Raw genomic sequence first — 16,930 nt, forward strand, 5'->3', positions numbered from 1 at the left:
CAGATATATTACTCATTTACTAGATTACGCAATGAATCGTCCGCGCTACTTGACCTACGCCTTATCTACACTTCTTAAGGTGGTGCTTGTCAGTCTGTTAAGTTTTGAGGGATTTACTCAGCGGGTTGACCTAGCTCTGCATCAGCTCCCGGCGGCCCTTGATACGACTACTGGCGAACTAACCTATATACAAGTCATTGACGTCCCTAATACCCCGGCCAGTGTTTTATTTGATCGGGCGAGGTCGTGGTGCATGGATACCTTTAGGTCGTCCAAATCAGTGATCGATTACGAAGATAAGGCGAGCGGCGTGATTGCGGCTAAGCCACTGGTATACACCAAAAGTCGCAACGGTTCGACGGCGCAGCGGGTCGTGATTGATATTCGGTGTAAAGACGGTAAGTACCGTTGCGAAGTCCATCCCTACGAGTTCACCACCACTACGTTAGCCACGCCTGTCATTACTCCTTTCCGAGACTTTAATTTGCGAATCATCGAACAAATCAGACAGAAAGGACGTGTTGCTGGTTGGCAGTTCGCCCACTTGCAAGCGATGGATGCTCAGTTCAAAGCCTTTCTGACAAGCATTGAAGCGGCTATGAAGCAGCCCGGTAAGAGTGAGTTCTAATCACCGTTACGTCAACTAGCCCCCGGTGGGCTGATTGCTCATCAGATTTGGCCAAGTCTTTTTGGCTACAGGCCACAACAAACTAAATTATCTTTAGTCAGTACGTCGGGGCGTCCAGGGAGCTTTACGCCCATGGATACGACCGAACGGCTCTCCGTCAGCATAGACGGCAACCTCTCCGGCTTTGAGCGGTCTATTGGCCGAGCAGTGGGTCTGCTGGCGCGGGTCGAAGCGGCCGGTTCACGGGCGGGGCGAGGTTTTGATAATGGGTTCGGTGCTTCGATAACCCGAACGACCCAGCGCGTCGGCCTGAGCATTGAACAGCTCAACAACCGGCTCGCCCTGCTGACCCAGCGGCGGAATCTCTCATTGGATACGGGCGTTATCGCCCGCACCAATCGGGAAATCGACGGGTTGCAGCGGCGCATCAATCAGTTGCAGAACACCGGCCTGTCTACGTCAAGCTCAACAGGTTTTGACTTGTCTGGCTTCATCGGCCCGACGGCAGCCATCACGGCAGCGACTACCGCTGTCACCGCCCTGAAAGGGGCCCTTAACATTGCCGACGAAATGAACCGGCTCGATGCCGGACTCAAAGCGGTATCCACCTCCAGTGCGGACTTCGCCCGGATGCAAAGCTTCCTGCGGGGGCTTTCGGATCAGTTGGGCATCAGCTACAGCGCCCTGGCCGACGGCTACAAGGGGCTAAAGGCGTCGACCAACGGCACGAACCTGCAAGGTGCCGAAACCGAACGGATATTCAGGTCGGTCGTCAACGCGGGCGCCGCCCTCAAGCTCTCGAACGAAGAGGTGAAAGGGTCACTGCGTGCTCTGACCCAGATGATGAGCACCGGTACGGTGCAGTCCGATGAGTTAAAGAGCGAGTTAGCTTCCCACCTACCCAACGCGTTTGGCCTGGCCGCCAAGGCGATGGGCGTTACCACGTCTGAGCTGAGCAAACTGCTTGAGCGGGGCGAGGTGCTGGCTTCCGACATGCTGCCCAAACTGGCGACCCAGCTTGAGAAGACCTACGGCAAAAACGCGACGGACAACGTCAACAACCTGACAGGCGCTACCACCCGGTTGACCAACCAGAGTCGGGAACTGATTCAGTCTTTCGACAACGCGAGCGGGGCCTCCACGTTCTTTGCTTCTATTGTCAACGGGGCCGCCGATAGCCTGCGGGGTATCCGTCAACTGGTCGAGGATAAGTCGTGGGCGGTGCTGGCTAATCAATTACTGCGGCTCAAAGACAATCCGGTTTCCCTATTCGTGGGCAACAATGTTCTGACCCAGGCGTCGCTGGTCGCCAAAGATCGCCAGCAGTTTGCGGGCATGGACCGGACCGCGCAACAGGCCCGCCTTCAGGGGTTAAAAGATTCGATCGAGCAGCGTCGTAGTCAGATCACGGACCTTGACAGGGGTAAACTGAAAGATTCGGTCATCAAGCCTAAATTCTACTACGACTTAAAGAAGACCTTAGCGACCGAAGAGGCCTCATTAGCGGCCCTATTGAGCGACTTCAAAAAGCCATTTAATCAGGTACTATCCAGCCGCACCGCCAACGCCCCGGTCGCCAACCTGCCGAAGCCAGTCACGGATTACGTTGATATCTATAAAAAAGACAAGGATCGTTATGACGCGTTGATTCAGAAGCGGGAAGCCCTGCGAGCCTATAACCAGTCGCTTAACGCAGCGGATAGCCATGAATTGGCAGCGTTGCAGACGAAGATGGAGCGGGCTAACCCCAAGAAGTACGGCCCTAAGCCTATTGCCCAGTCGATTCGGCAGGACACGACCATCGACATTCTCAAACGGATTCAGGGCAACCTGAAGAAGGAAATCGAATCGCTGCTAGCCGACGGGGTTCCTTTTGACCAATTACCAACTCAACTGCTCGATAACTACGAAGCGGTGGTCAAAAAGGTAGCTGTCGCCGAGGAGGAAACCAAAAAACTGGAAGAAGCGACCAAACGGCTAGTCACCAAGATAGAGTCACTGAGCCAACTTAAAATTCGTGGTGGGGCAGGTGCGCCTAAACGAGCCAGCGGGGGGCGTGAAAGTGCCGATGATTCGGCAAATCGGGCCGAATTACTGGGCGTCCCTACCGTTTCGGCAAGCGGTGACTTTGGTAAATATGGTGCCCATATCAGCACGGTCACGAGTCACATGGACGACTACGTGGCGCAGTACACCGCGAAGCTGAAACAAAGCAGGGACGCCATCCAAGCCAGCAAGGCGATGTTTACCGACATGGGGACCGGCGCAATTACCGCCCTAAGCGAATCGATCATGCGGGATTTGAACGAAGGCAAAGCGCCGTTACAAAACGCATTATCCCTTATATCCGGCATACTGGGCGACTTCATTATGCAGTTAGGACAGACGGTATTGAAAACGGGTAGTCTGGAATTGCTGGCTGGAGCCTTCCCTGGCCTGCAAGGTTTTTTACTGACGGGGCCGGCCAAGATTGGGGCGGGTCTGGCGCTGATCGCAGGCGGGGCCGCGCTGAAAACTGCGAAGTTTGCCGAGGGTGGTCACGTCATTGGACAGGGTACGGGTACGTCCGACAGCATTCCGGCTTGGCTGTCAAATGGGGAATATGTGCTGAAAGCCTCGGCGGTAAACCGGTTAGGCGTAGGCTTTCTGAATCACCTCAACCAGGGGCGGCTTCCCGGCTTAGCAACGGGCGGCCTGGTTGGGGCCGTGAACACGCCCCAATTCGGAGTTCGGGGCAGTGACGCGTATGAGCGGGCTAATTACCAAATGGCCAAAGGCGAATCGAGCAACAGCCGGTCACAAAAACTGGACCTTAAGTTAAGTAGTCAGGTAAGGGGCACTGACTTACAATTGATTCAAGACCGGCAAGCCAGAAAAAACCGTTACTTTGGCCGAGATTAGTCCGGCCATACAGCTTCGATTATACCGTCGTTTTAGCCTTTTGCTTAATCAAGCGATCTAGCATGGCCTCCAGAAATTCATCGGTAACTTCATCGACGCAATCCAGGCTACTTTGATAAAAACTTGATTCGCTTAGATCAATCGTTTTCTCGACTGCAATGTTGAGGTGCCGTTGGATTGATTCCAGTTTCTGCACAATGACGGCCTGATTCTGAATAATCACCGCATTATAGGCCATTGTCCGAATCTGCTGGCGATAAAGCAACTCCAGCACTTCTGCCATTGGCAGGTTGATATAATCAGGTTTGTTGGCCATTCTTCTGACTTGAATAAATCAATCTACTCTGAGTTAGGGGGGATCAATCTTGTTACTCGCCCGTGTTTATACGCGCTGTATGTTCGCGTATCGCCTCAAAAAAGCCGCTGTCATCCTGTGGAACATCATACCCTTGGCGCTCCATTTCCCGATCAAGGGCGGCAAAGAAGCGATCGTTCTGCTGCGACCTGCTTTGACTCGGCTTGTAATGCTGTTCGTCAGAGGGTAGTGGCAACAGTTCGTTTCGACTCTTCTGGTTCTTCGCCTCGACGTTGGTGTTATAGAGCAGAAATATCAACTCCCGCGTTTGCAACCAGCTTTGTTCACTCGCTCGGTTCGCCTTGCGGGCGTAGCCTTCGAGTTTGAGCTGGTAAATGCCCCAGGTATAGCCGAAGTAGAACCGGTACACATCCATTCCCAACTCTCCGAGGGCGACGCGACCGATTTCTGCCCACGTTTCACCAACGTCTAGGACTTTGGGATGCTGTCAGTCGTTTCGGGTTGAGGACCTACGGCGTCCGCTTCTGCTTGTTCGAGGGCTTGCTTCTGGCGTTCAGCCCAGGTGATAAAGTCTTCGCCGACGATAGAGGAGTAAAACAACATACTCATTTCGTCCTGTTGCTCAGCCGTGAACGTCTGGACAATGTCCGCCGCCTCGTAGGGAGTAATGACTTTGCGATTACCTTGCTCATAGCCCGCCCGGACCATTTCGATCAGCCCGTTCAACTGGGTGTGCCCGTTGAAATAAGCAACGACGGAGAAAATGGTCGGGTAGGTCTGTGTAGCGAGATTGAATTGCTTCAAGGCAAAGATGCCGAAGACCAGCTTATGGCCGTTGGCATGGTAGGTACATTGTTCGAGCGTCATCATGGGCCGAAGCTCCACAAAGCCATTCGGGTAAAGACTAAATAGAATTTAGTTTCAGTGGGAAAATAATCTCCAGAAAATTGAGCTAATTGGTAGTGGGGCAACTTGTGACTTGTTTTTAATTACCCTATTTTGGCCAGAATTGGACATGACCATGCTACTAAGATCAGCTTGGCGGTTAACCCTTATATTTTCCCTTTTCGTGAGCTTTGCCAGGCATAAGGCAAGTTCATGACGATGAGTGTTTGTGTGTAGATACCTTTTCGGAGCTATGCCTATTTTTGGGTTGTCTACTGTGTATTTAGTGTCTATGGGTGGTAACATAGCACCGAACATTGACTTTCCACAAATTCGGCTTACCAGATAGTTTCTTCCCTGTTTACGCAGTTCTCCACATTGATCAGTCCACCTAATATTTATCAGTTATTCTAGTAAACAATTAATGACTTATCTAGTATCGTCATAACTTAAAATAAAAAATAATGGAAAACGTACCAAGCTACTTTGACAGGCTACTTTGGTTCTTGTATAGAGTATTTTTTGTATTTCTTTTTCCTTGTGTTTTTCTCGTTGGCTCATATGCAATTCATAGCTATATATATAACAAGGGCTATTACCAAAGCGTTAACATACAATATTTCTATGAAACAATACAAAAATGGTCATTCTTCAATAAGACTATCATTATTCTAGGAGTATGCTTAATAATGAATCTTATCGTCGAATCATTTTCTGAATATTTCTTGAATTTTGACGACATAGTAGAAGAAAAGATAGAAGAAGATGGCTTTTATAAAAAATTCAAATCATCAATACAGAAAAAGATTAAGGAACGTTATAACTCAGAATCAGATGTAACTGCAAACGAGATAAGTTATTTGATGAGATTCAAACTCATGGAGAGATATTTATCATTCAACAATTATTACTGGTACTTATACATGAACTATAAGTTATCAATCAATCTTGCCACCTTTTTACTACTATCGCTTTTAATCTATTTACCTATTACACTAAAGGTGATCTTTGACCTTAACGCTAACACAGTAACCTTTTATTATATTTTGCAACTAATATTAACAAGTTTGCACATCTATTTCAGCAGAATTTTTATGGACAAAGAACCTGAATACAATAAAAAAGACCCTAAAGTTCAAAAATTAAGCCATAGAAATACGCTCAGAATTATCTTTTTCTTACTTGAGCTTCTAGCAATGATGTGTTTGTGGTTATTTATAAACACTGGCCATAGCGTAATACTCATATTTTCAGCCAATCTTGCTTTCTATCCGTTATTCTGTTTACTCCTCCGATTTAGTTACCACTATAGATCTATTGGCAAAAGTGTTGCAATCGATGCTTACATAAGTTTAGCAGAACAATAATAACAATGAATAACAATGAAAAAGACTTTCTCAAATTCTACATGGAACAAACATGGGAAGAAATGAGACATGTTGAGAATTTAAGGGAGAAGGTAACCGTCATAGTAGTCACTGTTTCAACTGCAATTATCGGCTTTATTATGCAGCAAAAATTTGCGATTGAGACTAAACCACTTATGGGTTTCGTAATTGTACTAGGCATCTTCGGTTCGTTAATGGTATTGAAACTATACCATATACATCAAAGAGATCAGAGAAGACTGGATAAGTGGTATCAATATTATGAAAAAGCTTGTGGTGATAATCCCCAGATTTTACTCTTGAGAGATGAAGCAGATGATGAAACGGGAAAATTTTTCTTTCCTATTTCTAAGCTAAAACATCATTACTTTTGGTCATTGATACATCTATTCGTAACAGCTGCGGGTATTTTCTTCTTACTAACATCGTATCCAGAAAATAAGCCAAAGACATTTGATAGAGCTTCACCAAAAGGCTCAAAGAACTTTAAGGTTGATAGCACTGTGAAGCTATAATTTTACATATGATAAGTTCTTTTGATTGCTTCCGATTAGTACGGAGGGTAGCCGACAGTGAGCATACTAAAACTTATCTCTTACTGTAAATGATATGATAAGTACAGGTTTAGATTTAGCCATTGCTATCAATATGGCTGAAAATAGAGCAGGCAATGTGCTTAGTAAGGCCGCGTTTAAGCTCACAAAAAACAAATATCTTAAAAAGCAGTACAATGGATTAAAAGCCAATGTCAAATATGCTTCAAATATTCTAGCCAGAAATGGCGACAGTATAACTATTCACTTAGCTTTTTCAAATAAGAATGAAATGAATGCCTATGTTACAAAACTGAGAATGTACAAATCCAGATACTTAATAGTATGTTATGCAGGTTTATATGATTATTGTCATAATTTATTCATGTGGTTGATGAGTTCTAATAAATTCTTTCCAATCATCTTTGCAAATCCTAAAGTAGACGTAACTGATGATATTGAAAAGCTATCAAAGTATCTCGTCATTAATAAGAAAATTGATTTATCAAGATTATCAGTACCTTATATTTTATCAAACTCCGTAAAAGATGACATTTTCACGAAAGGCTCCCGAAATGATTATGCTTTGCTTTTGACTAGCATAGCAGTTGAATTTTTATTTTTCCATGAAATGACTCATATTGATCATGGACATATAGATTATTTAAAAAATACAGTTTCTGGATTTGAAACATTGTACAGTTTAGATGATACTAATACAGCAAGTAATCAATTACATAACGATATTATAGGATTGGAACAGGAAGCTGACCTTGGCGCTGCCGAATTCTTATTTGATTCTTATTGGGACCTACAATATAAAGGCACACTAATGAAATTATTCGATACATTTTTAACATCAACGGATAATCTTATTTTTACAATTTTTTACTCCCTGGTTTGGCTCTTCCACCTTGTTCAGGACTGTAGGGAATACCGTGGATTAGCAAGTAGTAACTGTCACCCTAGCCCTGAATGCCGAATACTTTCTGTTTTCCGTATATTCTACGTTCTTTCAAAGAATAAAAATGGAAATCCTGATTTAGTACAAAAACAGTTCGCAGTTGCTATTGAAAATTATCTAGCTACCTGTGAGGTATCAGGAATAACACCTCATATCAAGCCCAACATTTTCTCGAGTAACTCCCTAGCTTCTCAGGAGTTGATCAGAGTAGAGGAAACCCGTCTACGACTTCTCAAGGAATTAAAACCGTATCAATACTCTAGAAAATTCTAGATAACTTCACAGTATTTCAGAATTCCGTATTTCACAAGTAACACGCTTATAAGAACAGCAGAGCCAGGAATTACAATTGGGTTAATGATGGAAACGATTAGGCTAGCAATGTTCACTGACGTATTCAACTCTTCAGACTGCATTACCTTGATGAGTTTTTTATTATTACAAATTTTACTTCTAAGTTGGCTTTGATAGGCATCAAATAGAGACTTGCCAACTTCACGCTTTTCCTCTGGCATTTCTATACCTCGCAAGCCCTGATGTTGAATGGCTAGCTCACCGATTTGTTCATAAATCGTTTCACTGTTAAGCTGCAAAACTTCTTCTACAGAGTGTAGCATGTCTTTTGTTTTTTACGTGAAAGTTTGGCAATAATAAGAAATTACTCATGAGACCTTTGGAAAAACTCGTCTTTCAACTCTAGCCTTATCCAAGGGAGCATGTTCGAATTAATTACAAACAGCGACTTTGTAGTTTGAATCCCTGCTCCGTATTTACAAGATTAGTGGCTGATCAATGACAAACTCAGCCAATTTGTACTTTTGCATTAAAATTAATCGCTTTGTTTATTATGCCATCTATCGACCTGCGCTTTTTCGCGCCTGAAGACAACGCCAAACCGAAACCCATACGCGAATCAAAAGCGCCTAAACTCGTAAAGGCTCCCGGCCACATCTCAACGGATGGTAAGCTGGTGCTTCCTCAGAAATCAGTCATACAACTCGGTTTTGACCCATTATCAATTCGCTTCAAAATTGGCGCTGAACAAGGCAAACGTAAGATCAAAGTTCTGTATATGATCCCTAGCCAAGAGCAGTCCGGCACATTCACCTTTGCCCAAGCGGCGAAGAGTTACACACTATCGCTGGGTATACTCCTGAAAAAGAACGGCCTTGATTATGCTACTAAAAAGTACGGCTTCAGCATTGTGCCGTTTAGCTTCGAAGAGGATGTAACTGGCTACGAGTTACGGTTTGACGAACCCGCCGATAAGCCGGTGTATACGGGTAAGAAACGCGGTCCTAAACCCAAAGCGGTGGTAGCGTAAGCCTATGGTTACTACTTACTAGTTATCGCGAAAGAAGCCCGGTTGACTACCGGGCTTCTTTCGCGATAAATGAATACGTATTAATAAAAACAATTCTGAGTCCAAAGTATACATCAATAGCAATTATAAGTTTCATATATCATAATTTTGAACTCATATGAAAAATTGTTCAATAGTATTTCATCTGTGAAATCGTTTGCTATCGCGATCCGAATTGCCGCTGCGTCGTCCACTATCAATAACGCCATGGAATCTACCCCGCTCAAAATTCAAATGCAGCCGCGCGGCGGACCGTTTCAGTGCACGATCTGGTACTACCTCCTGACTTTCTTCGGCAGGATCGACTCGTACCGGGGCGTGCGGTACTGCCTGAAACGACCACTGGTGCGGTACCGCCTCGCCCAGAACGGACAACCGCCCGGGCGATGGCACAATCTATACCTCCCTTCTTAATTCAGTGCTCAAGCCCTCCTCTTTTTACACCTCTTTCCAACTACTCCATCAACTTATGGGAGCTTTTAAATCATCGATGGACATTCAGCAGTTCATCGCCATCGTCGAGGCCAATCGGAGCATGGGCGACCCGCTGCCTACAGCCTACGAACGGGCTGAACGGATTCATGAACACGACAAAATCTGCGGGGGACGGCGTTTCTCCGATTTCGAGGTCTTCGAGCAACGGTACTACCAGATCCTACGGAAACGGCGACTCGTCGCGGCCAAGGCACGGGAGTCACAACGGGGCAATTTGCCCAGTGCAAAAATTGCAAAAAGCGCAAAAGACGACGAAAGCGCTTCTGCTTCAGCGGCCATCTAACCCATCTCGCCTATGTTGTACAGCCGATTTACGCTGTTTGAACTAGAGAACATGCCAGACGGTGTGGCGTAACAGCGGGCAAAGCATTGTTTTGTCAGAGACCTGGCTACCCATATGCGGAATCAGGTAGTCATTGACAAGACCACCGTTCGGCCTTATCCCGGTCGTGATAACATTGAGGTGCAGTTTGAAACCAATCTTGTCGTCATGACTGGTGAGGACTGGAGTACCGTTAAACGGTTGCTCAATATCCTGACGGCCTACAATCTTCCAGGAAGCACAACGGGCAAACAGGTTATCGCTTCCGTAGAGCGTAACGAGCTAATTCCATGCAATACACCCATGACATAGTCGATCAGCTTGGCCAATCCCGTCGTATCGCGCCGCCGCCTGAGTTCACCTCTTGGGCGGCGGTTTGGCAATATCTCTTACCAGCCGCTGAGCAGTTTAGATCCTCTGCTCCTGGGCAACCACCGCACCTGGTTGATGAGATCAATCAGCTACTTGCCGGTATTGACGAGCAGGTAGTGCTGGAACGCGAAGCTAACGAACGGCAAGCCCAACTATTGTCCCAAGCTACCCGGTTTGATCCGTGCCGGCTTGACTTCTCGATGGGCATTCACTTGAAGGCGCGTTCTTAACGAGTCGATCTGATCCTGAAGGCGCTCAATCTCAGGATCAGGCTTAGTGCCTTGCCAATACGTCAACCCGGCAATGACAAGAGCTACGCCCGCTATGGCCGCCGAAACATATGCTGCATACGCGGATCGTTTAGCTGAGGTAGATGAATCGACGGTAGCTAGGTGTACCGCGTCCTCCCTTTGACGCTTTTCGTCCAGCCATTTCTTAAAGCCCCCAGCATCTAAGGCTTCATGTCCCCGCCGAGTCAGGAACAGTGTTTTATCTGGATTCACGCCGATTACGTCAAACGCTCTGGCCCTAGCTATTGCAAGCGGATAAAGCTCCACGTCCTCCAAATCCATTAAAGTAATGATTTCACCCCTCCTGACGAAGGGCAATATTTCGTCAATTATTCGTAGCTCCTCCTCCATAACCTCTTGATTTAGGACCTATTTATCAAAGAATAACTCACATTTTCTTAGGTATAACCTATTTTTTCCTAATACTCGTTTTTTTGTCGAAATTTTACGTATACTTTTACGGTACAGACATAGGGGAAATCGATCACTAAGCGCATTCAACGGTTACGAATGCCTATAAAGAAACAACCCCGTTAAGTCATCGGGCAAGGATGATTTAGCGGGGAAGTCTTGAGTGGTCCGGCTCAAGTAAAGCCAAACCGGTTTTGTCGAACTCATAAACCATATAGGACTATGGCTATGGGCCTCAAAATCCTTGCAACCCACTGGGGATTACCCCGGAAAGTGTCAAGGTCTGTAATTACCCGTGAAGGGATAGTACGTCAGTCTCGCCAAAGATTTCCGTACCCCAAACGGTCCCGTCGTTAGACGGTTGGTTCAAAATGGGCCGTCATCCTTTCGGATGGCGGTCCTTCTTTTTGAATTTCTGTAACAAATATATTACACACAAACGTTTGTACAACTTTAGTACAATCTTTTTTGCATCATTTCTGCAACATTAAAGCAACATTTTAGCATCAATAGACCTTCGTTTCTACTATAAAAGTTACAGTTAGCATCTTTAAGACAACGGATCAATCTATATCAATCTAAATGGCTGTTACTTTCAGCTCGTTCTACATCTATAACAAAAACCCCGGACTATACCAGGACTCTTAATTAGCTTACAAGCCATTTCTGGATGCGGGGGTGGCTTCTTTAAAAGCCTCTCGCGCCTTGTCGATCCGGTTCAGGTGAGCCGGTAACTCCCCTTTGATCGTCTCGAAAAGAGAGCGTACACCGGATTCGTGGGGCTGTAGGTAGTGTTTTCCTAGATTCTCGTAAAAGAACTTGAGGAAAGCATCTGTGCCGTACGATGTGAACGTGTGCAAGGCCCGTGCCTCTGCTTCGGTCAAAGACAGAACGATATTAGCCTGCACCTCTGATTGTGTCCGTATCCGTTTCATAGCGAGGTCTAGGCTTTGACCGTGCGCTCTGCTTTGACTCGTGGCGCTACCACATTCTTGTAGTATTGTTGCTCAACCGGGCCGCGCTTGCTGAGGATGTCAAGAATCTGTTCCGCCTCTTTCCGTGAAAAAGACTGTCCGGTCAGTGCGGGCAGGTGGCCATCCCTGAGTTGCTGAATTATGGCGGCATTTTCGCCGTCAACGGTGTGGCGCTGGTACCGCTGATAGACTATTGGCCATAGAAAAATGATCAGCGTTACGCCACTAAATATGAAGTCAGTGGCATGTGACTCTAGGTACGGTGCATAAGGTTGGACCCGTGGAGCGAGTGTAGCCAGCCACGTACCGAGTGCTCCCAGGTGAGCGATCGCTTCCGGATCGGTCAGTTTCAGCGCGGCCGACACCAGCAGCTTCAACCCCAACAACACGATCACAACACCGGCAGATTGATTCAGGGCGGGGTACCGCTGGATGAGTTGCATGACGTACTTGATAATCCGGCTCATGGTCAGAATGCCCAGCACAACGCCGAGAATACAGCAGATCATCGACAACGGCATACCCAGTAACGTACCCTTAATACTTTGCGTCATGGCCACGGCCGCAAACAGGTTATCGATCGAGAACACCAGATCGGTAAACATAACCTCGGTGATCGTCGCCGTCAGCACCGTCAGCCTGAGCACGCGAATCAGCCACGCGACCCAACCAGGTATCTCCCCTTCTTCGGTCGAATCTGGCTGCTTCGTAATCAGCTTATAGCCTACCGGTATCAAGTACACACCGCCAAGCAGTACCGCAATACCACCGATATGCGGATTGTTCATGATCACCGAGACAAACAGGAGCATAATGACCCGCAAGCCTATAGCTCCGATCATGCCAAAATTCACGACTTTATTCCGATCGGCTGGGCGAGCCTTCTGAGCGATCATGCTTATCACCAACGCGTTGTCGACGGAAAGCAGGCCTTCCAGAAAGACAACGGTCGCCAGGGCGGTGATAATTTGAAGTAATACTTCCATAGTGTTAAGACTAGTTGGGTGAAAAAATCAACGGGTTGCAACCAGTTAGCACCAGTTGCAACCCGTATGAGATCGTACTCATCGGTAGTCGGCCGCAATCGTGTTGAGGTCGCCGATGAAGCCCCGCCCGATGGCTTTACCCTTCAGCTGGTCGCCTTTCCAGTAGAATTCGCACATGACTACGCCGGTCTGCTTCGAGAACTCTTCAGCGAGGTCATACTGAATATCTTCGCCATCCCCCGGGAAACGGCAATACGCGTCCTCAACCTGACCAAAGTTCTGCCGGCGCTCGGCCGCTTTGTAGATGATGAGTGCGACAATGATCTTCTTGTCTTTAGGCAGGTTGTTGGCGTTGATGTACAGCACCTCGTCATCGCCAGCACCCTTACCCGTCAGGTTGTCTTTAGTAATAGCGATCGGCTGGGTTTGCAGAATTCGGTCGTTTACGGCCTGCTGGTTCACCAGGATGCCACCGTAGGCCGTATTCGATGAGGTGCCTTTACCGTCGACGTTTCCGAAGTAGTACGTGTTTTCAAGGGTTAGGCCCTTACTGTCTGACGCATTGACGACCAAGCCATACACGTCGATGTCGAAGGCACCTTCTTTCCAGCCCAGACCTATTTTGATCTTTTCGGCACCGGCATCACCTTCTTTAAGGAGCGCGATGTTTTCTCCTTTCTCTAATTTGTACATGACACTATTTGTTGAATGTGAAAATTGGGCACTAAAAAGCCCTGCCATCGGACCACATGGCAGGGGTACGTCTATTCTCAGGGCAGCTGGTAACGGTCCACGGCGCGTCCATCATTGAAAAAATTGTGAGCAGCGAGGGACTCGAACCCCCAGCCAACTGATCCGTAATCAGACGTTCTATCCAATTGAACTAGCCGCTCAAAACAGACCGGGCAACAAGCGGTTCAGGATGTGCCCCCAATGGGCGGCCCCCAGGGGTAAAAGCTGGGCGGGGGACAAGAATCGAACTTGCGAAGTAGCCCGTTCCTACGGCACCGGTCTGTATGTCGTTTGCCCTTACAGGCTTATTTCGTGAATCGTATCCAGCACGGTACCACCCTGCTCGATGTCGCCCAGCACGTCGAAAATCTTGTCGGACCAGCCCGCGATGAGGTAGACGTCCGCCGCCATGACTTGTACCGGACTGGTACCGTAGCCGGCCAGATCGAACAGGTACAGTTTGGCTTTTGGGAACAGCTGCTTATACCGCACCCAGTAGGTGGCCATTGATTGGTTATAGCCAGACGAATCCCAAAGCTGACAGTCAGTAAAGATCATGACTTTGTCAGCCTGGTGCCGGCGCTCGATCAGGTCTTTCAAAACCAGATACCCGTTGGTCGAATAACCCACTTGGTTCTGTAGCCGGTCAAGCAGCTCGATGTTGGTCAGCACGCCCTTGCTCATCAGCGAGATCGTCGCCCAGCGATCGCCAAACACGCCTGCCAGCACGTTAGCGCATTTACCATGCAGCAGCATACCTAACAGTAGACCGATGTCGTAATTCTGGATTGTGCTGTTCTCTGATATCGCTTTGCGCATCGAACCCGATACGTCACAGGCGATCACCACCCGCGTATCGATCTCGAAGCCGCGTAGGTTGTTTACGCTGGCCTGCAGGGCGGTTTCCAGCGTTTCGCCGAGGTAGCTGAGGTACGGCGACTGGAGCTTTTTCAACTCGCGGTACGCCGCCAGGTAGCGGAACGGTAGCTGCCGCGCCTTTCGGACGGCCTGCTCGTTGGCGAGCGTGACGGAGACCGTTTTGAGGTGAGCCGCATCGATGCCGGCTTCGAGCATATTGCGCAGGTTCCGCAGCAGGGCCATGTAGCCCGTTTTACGGCTGTCGATCAACTCATGCCACTTTTCGCGGGTGGCTTCCTGTTTCGCTTCAGGGCTGTCATGCGCTTGTTGGCCCAACGCGCTTAGCTCGGTTTCCCACGTGTAGGGCGTTTGCAACGTACCCTTCACCAGTTTGTCGAATACCCGCTGCTGGGCCGCGTCCTTGGCTCTGGGGTGCACCAGAAACAGAGCGTCCCGCAGGGTGATGTCCGCTTTCCGGTTGTACTTCGCCAGCTGGTACTCGTCGAACCGGTTAAACGCTGCTGCCAGCCCTTTCTGCAACTGCTTCGAGAGCTTATTCAGCTTCTTGGTACCAGACCGCCCATTGGCCGCCTGATAGTAAGCCAGCAGTTCAGTAATCTCGTCAGGGCGTTGAATCACCCGGGCGATGGTGCGGCTGACCAGGTCATCACCGTTGTGGCGCATCGCCAACGTACCCAATAACACGATCGGAGCCGTGCGCAGGTACATTTGTTCGCGGGCGTAAACAGCCAGTTTGGCCAGAAACAACGGGGAAACTTGGTTGGCGAGATTGACGATCCGGGTTAGCCGCTCATCCGCTTTCTCGTAAGTAACGTCGGCCAGCAGCGTGGTCACGACGGCGGAGTATAACTCCAGCTCAGCGGGCACCGAATACGCCGATGCGCCTTCGTGGTTGAGCGTGTCCGGGGCCGTCCCGGTCGGGGTAGTGTTGAAACGCATCCGATTGGTTTTATACTGCCCCGCATCGGCGGTAACGGGGCGACACTAAAAAATGCGTCAGGTAACAGACGAAGCGGGGAGGCAGGGCCCGTCAGGCCCAGGCGCAAAGGATGGCTGCGAAGTATCCCACTTCTACGACACTAACGCCAGGAAACCGGCCGATTTCCTGTGGAGAACCGGGCTGGACTCGAACCAGCGACCTGTCAGGTGAATCCGTGTACCCTAACCGCATGAGCCTGACCGCTCTACCAACTGAGCTACCGATACAAAACACCAGGCAACAGGCGAAGCGGGAGAATTTAGCGCTCTAACCCACTGAGCTATGAAGGCTACGCCCCCAACGGGATTCGAACCCGCGACCTCTCGATTACCAATCGAAGTAACCCGCTTCTACGGCACTGGTATGGTGTGATAACAAGGATTTGAACCTCGGGCCTCCAACTTATCAGGCTGGTGCTCTAACCAACTGAGCTATTACCACGCACTCTTATATAGTCACTCGGTACTACTGGTGGACAAGCCCGGACTTGAACCGGGGGTCTTCCGCTTGCAAGGCGGGTGCTTTAGCCATCTAAGCTACTCGCCCATATTTTCCATCCGAGTTGTTTAGCTGTCTTCCTGCGATGACAGTTAGCGCATCGGATTTCGCACTTATCGATCTCGGTTTGCAGGGTTTGCAGTGACACCCCACTCCGTACCAGGTTACTGATGGCTTCTCGTTTGGTGGTCTGATCAAGGTGATCGAATTCCAAGACGACAGGGTCACTTTCACCACAGTCTACACAAGAATGTGTTGATAGGTAGTCAATGACATATTGACTGTTCCTGTCTCGACATTGCTTGTTCAGCCTGTAAGCGTTTGCCTTGTGCTTCTCGGTGTTATTCTCGTAATACTTTCTCGAATGAACCGATTGGCACTGTTTACAAACGCTATGACGCTTGCCCGTAACCTTATTGCGCAAGGAAAACTGCGCTTCAGCTTTGGGCTCTTTGCACTTGCTACAAATCCTTTCCATAGTCTCGCAATATACAAAATAACTGCGAGACACTTACTAATTACTCCCTGAAATTCAGCCACTTATCTAGCAAAACCTGCTTGCAAGGCAAGCGTTCTAGCCAACTGAACTACGAGCCCATTCTTTACTCTTGTCACCGGTACGGGAATCGAACCCGTCTCCTCACCGTGAAAGGATGATGGCCTAGCCGATAGCCGAACCGGTGGTTGGCGGTCGGGCCTCCCTCTTCGGGATCGCCTCCGCCTCACGAACACATACACTACTCCGTACGGCATTGACGAGCCTCGTGCTGGCCCCCGGTTCGTACCCCTCCCCGGCATGGGTTGTCGTGGCTAGGCGACAAGCGTATTAGGTGGTTGAATCCGCGATTGTGGTGCAGATTTCGTTATGAGCGAAGTAACCCAACACTACGGCACTAACCTGGAGCGGATGAACAGGCTCGAACTGTCCGCCTACTGCTTGGAAGGCAGTCGCTCTACCACATGAGCTACACCCGCTTACTATACTAAATACTCACCGCGATACTGGCAGGGCTC

The 16,930-nt window shown here is 48.4% G+C and carries 15 protein-coding genes and 7 tRNA genes; 7 read left to right on the forward strand and 15 right to left on the reverse strand.

The window, feature by feature from the left end; all coding sequences use genetic code 11:
• Positions 1-31: 31 nt before the first annotated feature.
• On the forward strand, positions 32-628 hold the full coding sequence (locus tag FAES_RS20230) for a DUF4468 domain-containing protein (RefSeq protein WP_041258211.1): 597 nt from the start codon (positions 32-34) through the stop codon (positions 626-628).
• 132 nt (positions 629-760) lie between these two features.
• A complete protein-coding gene (locus tag FAES_RS20235) occupies positions 761-3,529 on the forward strand; it encodes a tape measure protein (RefSeq protein ID WP_015333073.1) in 2,769 nt (922 codons plus the stop codon).
• 19 nt (positions 3,530-3,548) lie between these two features.
• On the opposite strand, the gene FAES_RS20240 is transcribed toward FAES_RS20235, so the two are convergent.
• From FAES_RS20240 to FAES_RS20250, 3 genes are read right to left on the reverse strand one after another with little or no spacing between them, the layout of a single operon-like run.
• Entirely contained in the window at positions 3,549-3,845 is a 297-nt protein-coding gene (locus FAES_RS20240) for a hypothetical protein (protein ID WP_015333074.1), read from the reverse strand.
• 52 nt (positions 3,846-3,897) lie between these two features.
• Positions 3,898-4,260: a hypothetical protein gene (locus FAES_RS20245; RefSeq protein ID WP_015333075.1), complete on the reverse strand. Its 363-nt coding sequence runs from the start codon at positions 4,258-4,260 to the stop codon at positions 3,898-3,900.
• Positions 4,261-4,313: 53 nt separating this feature from the next.
• Positions 4,314-4,715 (reverse strand): hypothetical protein, encoded by a 402-nt coding sequence (locus tag FAES_RS20250; protein ID WP_015333076.1) that lies wholly within the window; start codon positions 4,713-4,715, stop codon positions 4,314-4,316.
• Positions 4,716-6,138: 1,423 nt separating this feature from the next.
• Here FAES_RS20250 and FAES_RS20260 point away from each other — a divergent pair.
• Together FAES_RS20260 and FAES_RS20265 are read left to right on the forward strand one after the other, a co-directional pair.
• Complete coding sequence (locus FAES_RS20260) at positions 6,139-6,633, forward strand: hypothetical protein (RefSeq protein WP_148289419.1); 495 nt, start codon at positions 6,139-6,141, stop codon at positions 6,631-6,633.
• A 94-nt stretch (positions 6,634-6,727) separates the two neighbouring features.
• Entirely contained in the window at positions 6,728-7,888 is a 1,161-nt protein-coding gene (locus FAES_RS20265; RefSeq protein WP_015333077.1) for a phage exclusion protein Lit family protein, read from the forward strand.
• On the opposite strand, the gene FAES_RS20270 is transcribed toward FAES_RS20265, so the two are convergent.
• Positions 7,885-8,232, reverse strand: coding sequence for a hypothetical protein (locus tag FAES_RS20270; RefSeq protein ID WP_041258217.1), 348 nt, complete (start codon positions 8,230-8,232; stop codon positions 7,885-7,887). The genes FAES_RS20265 and FAES_RS20270 overlap by 4 nt on opposite strands.
• Before the next feature lie 230 nt (positions 8,233-8,462).
• Here FAES_RS20270 and FAES_RS20275 point away from each other — a divergent pair, with 230 nt between their 5' ends.
• The 3 genes from FAES_RS20275 (at position 8,463) to FAES_RS20280 (ending at position 9,756) form a co-directional block, all read left to right on the forward strand.
• Entirely contained in the window at positions 8,463-8,939 is a 477-nt protein-coding gene (locus tag FAES_RS20275) for a hypothetical protein (protein ID WP_015333078.1), read from the forward strand.
• 246 nt (positions 8,940-9,185) lie between these two features.
• Positions 9,186-9,392 (forward strand): hypothetical protein, encoded by a 207-nt coding sequence (locus tag FAES_RS30175; RefSeq protein WP_148289420.1) that lies wholly within the window; start codon positions 9,186-9,188, stop codon positions 9,390-9,392.
• A 55-nt stretch (positions 9,393-9,447) separates the two neighbouring features.
• On the forward strand, positions 9,448-9,756 hold the full coding sequence (locus tag FAES_RS20280; protein WP_148289421.1) for a hypothetical protein: 309 nt from the start codon (positions 9,448-9,450) through the stop codon (positions 9,754-9,756).
• A 563-nt stretch (positions 9,757-10,319) separates the two neighbouring features.
• On the opposite strand, the gene FAES_RS20290 is transcribed toward FAES_RS20280, so the two are convergent.
• From FAES_RS20290 to FAES_RS20345, 11 genes are all read right to left on the reverse strand, one after another.
• Entirely contained in the window at positions 10,320-10,808 is a 489-nt protein-coding gene (locus FAES_RS20290; protein ID WP_041258220.1) for a hypothetical protein, read from the reverse strand.
• Positions 10,809-11,811: 1,003 nt separating this feature from the next.
• Positions 11,812-12,828, reverse strand: a complete 1,017-nt coding sequence (locus FAES_RS20300) for a TerC family protein (RefSeq protein WP_015333080.1) — start codon at positions 12,826-12,828, stop codon at positions 11,812-11,814.
• A 78-nt stretch (positions 12,829-12,906) separates the two neighbouring features.
• A complete protein-coding gene (locus FAES_RS20305; protein ID WP_041258222.1) occupies positions 12,907-13,521 on the reverse strand; it encodes a TerD family protein in 615 nt (204 codons plus the stop codon).
• 126 nt (positions 13,522-13,647) lie between these two features.
• A tRNA-Arg gene (locus FAES_RS20310) sits at positions 13,648-13,721 on the reverse strand.
• A gap of 136 nt (positions 13,722-13,857) precedes the next feature.
• A complete protein-coding gene (locus FAES_RS20315) occupies positions 13,858-15,378 on the reverse strand; it encodes a TROVE domain-containing protein (RefSeq protein ID WP_015333082.1) in 1,521 nt (506 codons plus the stop codon).
• Positions 15,379-15,547: 169 nt separating this feature from the next.
• Positions 15,548-15,645: transfer RNA gene (locus FAES_RS20320), tRNA-OTHER, on the reverse strand.
• Positions 15,646-15,710: 65 nt separating this feature from the next.
• Positions 15,711-15,775 (reverse strand) — tRNA-Ser (locus tag FAES_RS20325).
• A 7-nt stretch (positions 15,776-15,782) separates the two neighbouring features.
• Positions 15,783-15,859 (reverse strand) — tRNA-Ile (locus FAES_RS20330).
• Positions 15,860-15,887: 28 nt separating this feature from the next.
• Positions 15,888-15,964: transfer RNA gene (locus tag FAES_RS20335), tRNA-Ala, on the reverse strand.
• Positions 15,965-16,527: 563 nt separating this feature from the next.
• Positions 16,528-16,599 (reverse strand) — tRNA-Glu (locus FAES_RS30180).
• A gap of 216 nt (positions 16,600-16,815) precedes the next feature.
• A tRNA-Gly gene (locus FAES_RS20345) sits at positions 16,816-16,891 on the reverse strand.
• Positions 16,892-16,930: the final 39 nt, after the last annotated feature.

This window comes from Fibrella aestuarina BUZ 2, assembly GCF_000331105.1.
Taxonomy (GTDB): domain Bacteria; phylum Bacteroidota; class Bacteroidia; order Cytophagales; family Spirosomataceae; genus Fibrella; species Fibrella aestuarina.

Excerpts from the sequence above, each read along its gene's own strand:
- FAES_RS20230 (WP_041258211.1), top strand. The coding sequence starts at position 32 with ATGAATCGTCCGCGCTACTTGACCTACGCCTTATCTACACTTCTTAAG.
- FAES_RS20235 (WP_015333073.1), top strand. The coding sequence starts at position 761 with ATGGATACGACCGAACGGCTCTCCGTCAGCATAGACGGCAACCTCTCC.
- FAES_RS20240 (WP_015333074.1), bottom strand. The coding sequence starts at position 3,845 with ATGGCCAACAAACCTGATTATATCAACCTGCCAATGGCAGAAGTGCTG.
- FAES_RS20245 (WP_015333075.1), bottom strand. The coding sequence starts at position 4,260 with ATGGATGTGTACCGGTTCTACTTCGGCTATACCTGGGGCATTTACCAG.
- FAES_RS20250 (WP_015333076.1), bottom strand. The coding sequence starts at position 4,715 with ATGATGACGCTCGAACAATGTACCTACCATGCCAACGGCCATAAGCTG.
- FAES_RS20260 (WP_148289419.1), top strand. The coding sequence starts at position 6,139 with ATGGAACAAACATGGGAAGAAATGAGACATGTTGAGAATTTAAGGGAG.
- FAES_RS20265 (WP_015333077.1), top strand. The coding sequence starts at position 6,728 with ATGATAAGTACAGGTTTAGATTTAGCCATTGCTATCAATATGGCTGAA.
- FAES_RS20270 (WP_041258217.1), bottom strand. The coding sequence starts at position 8,232 with ATGCTACACTCTGTAGAAGAAGTTTTGCAGCTTAACAGTGAAACGATT.
- FAES_RS20275 (WP_015333078.1), top strand. The coding sequence starts at position 8,463 with ATGCCATCTATCGACCTGCGCTTTTTCGCGCCTGAAGACAACGCCAAA.
- FAES_RS30175 (WP_148289420.1), top strand. The coding sequence starts at position 9,186 with ATGGAATCTACCCCGCTCAAAATTCAAATGCAGCCGCGCGGCGGACCG.
- FAES_RS20280 (WP_148289421.1), top strand. The coding sequence starts at position 9,448 with ATGGGAGCTTTTAAATCATCGATGGACATTCAGCAGTTCATCGCCATC.
- FAES_RS20290 (WP_041258220.1), bottom strand. The coding sequence starts at position 10,808 with ATGGAGGAGGAGCTACGAATAATTGACGAAATATTGCCCTTCGTCAGG.
- FAES_RS20300 (WP_015333080.1), bottom strand. The coding sequence starts at position 12,828 with ATGGAAGTATTACTTCAAATTATCACCGCCCTGGCGACCGTTGTCTTT.
- FAES_RS20305 (WP_041258222.1), bottom strand. The coding sequence starts at position 13,521 with ATGTACAAATTAGAGAAAGGAGAAAACATCGCGCTCCTTAAAGAAGGT.
- FAES_RS20315 (WP_015333082.1), bottom strand. The coding sequence starts at position 15,378 with ATGCGTTTCAACACTACCCCGACCGGGACGGCCCCGGACACGCTCAAC.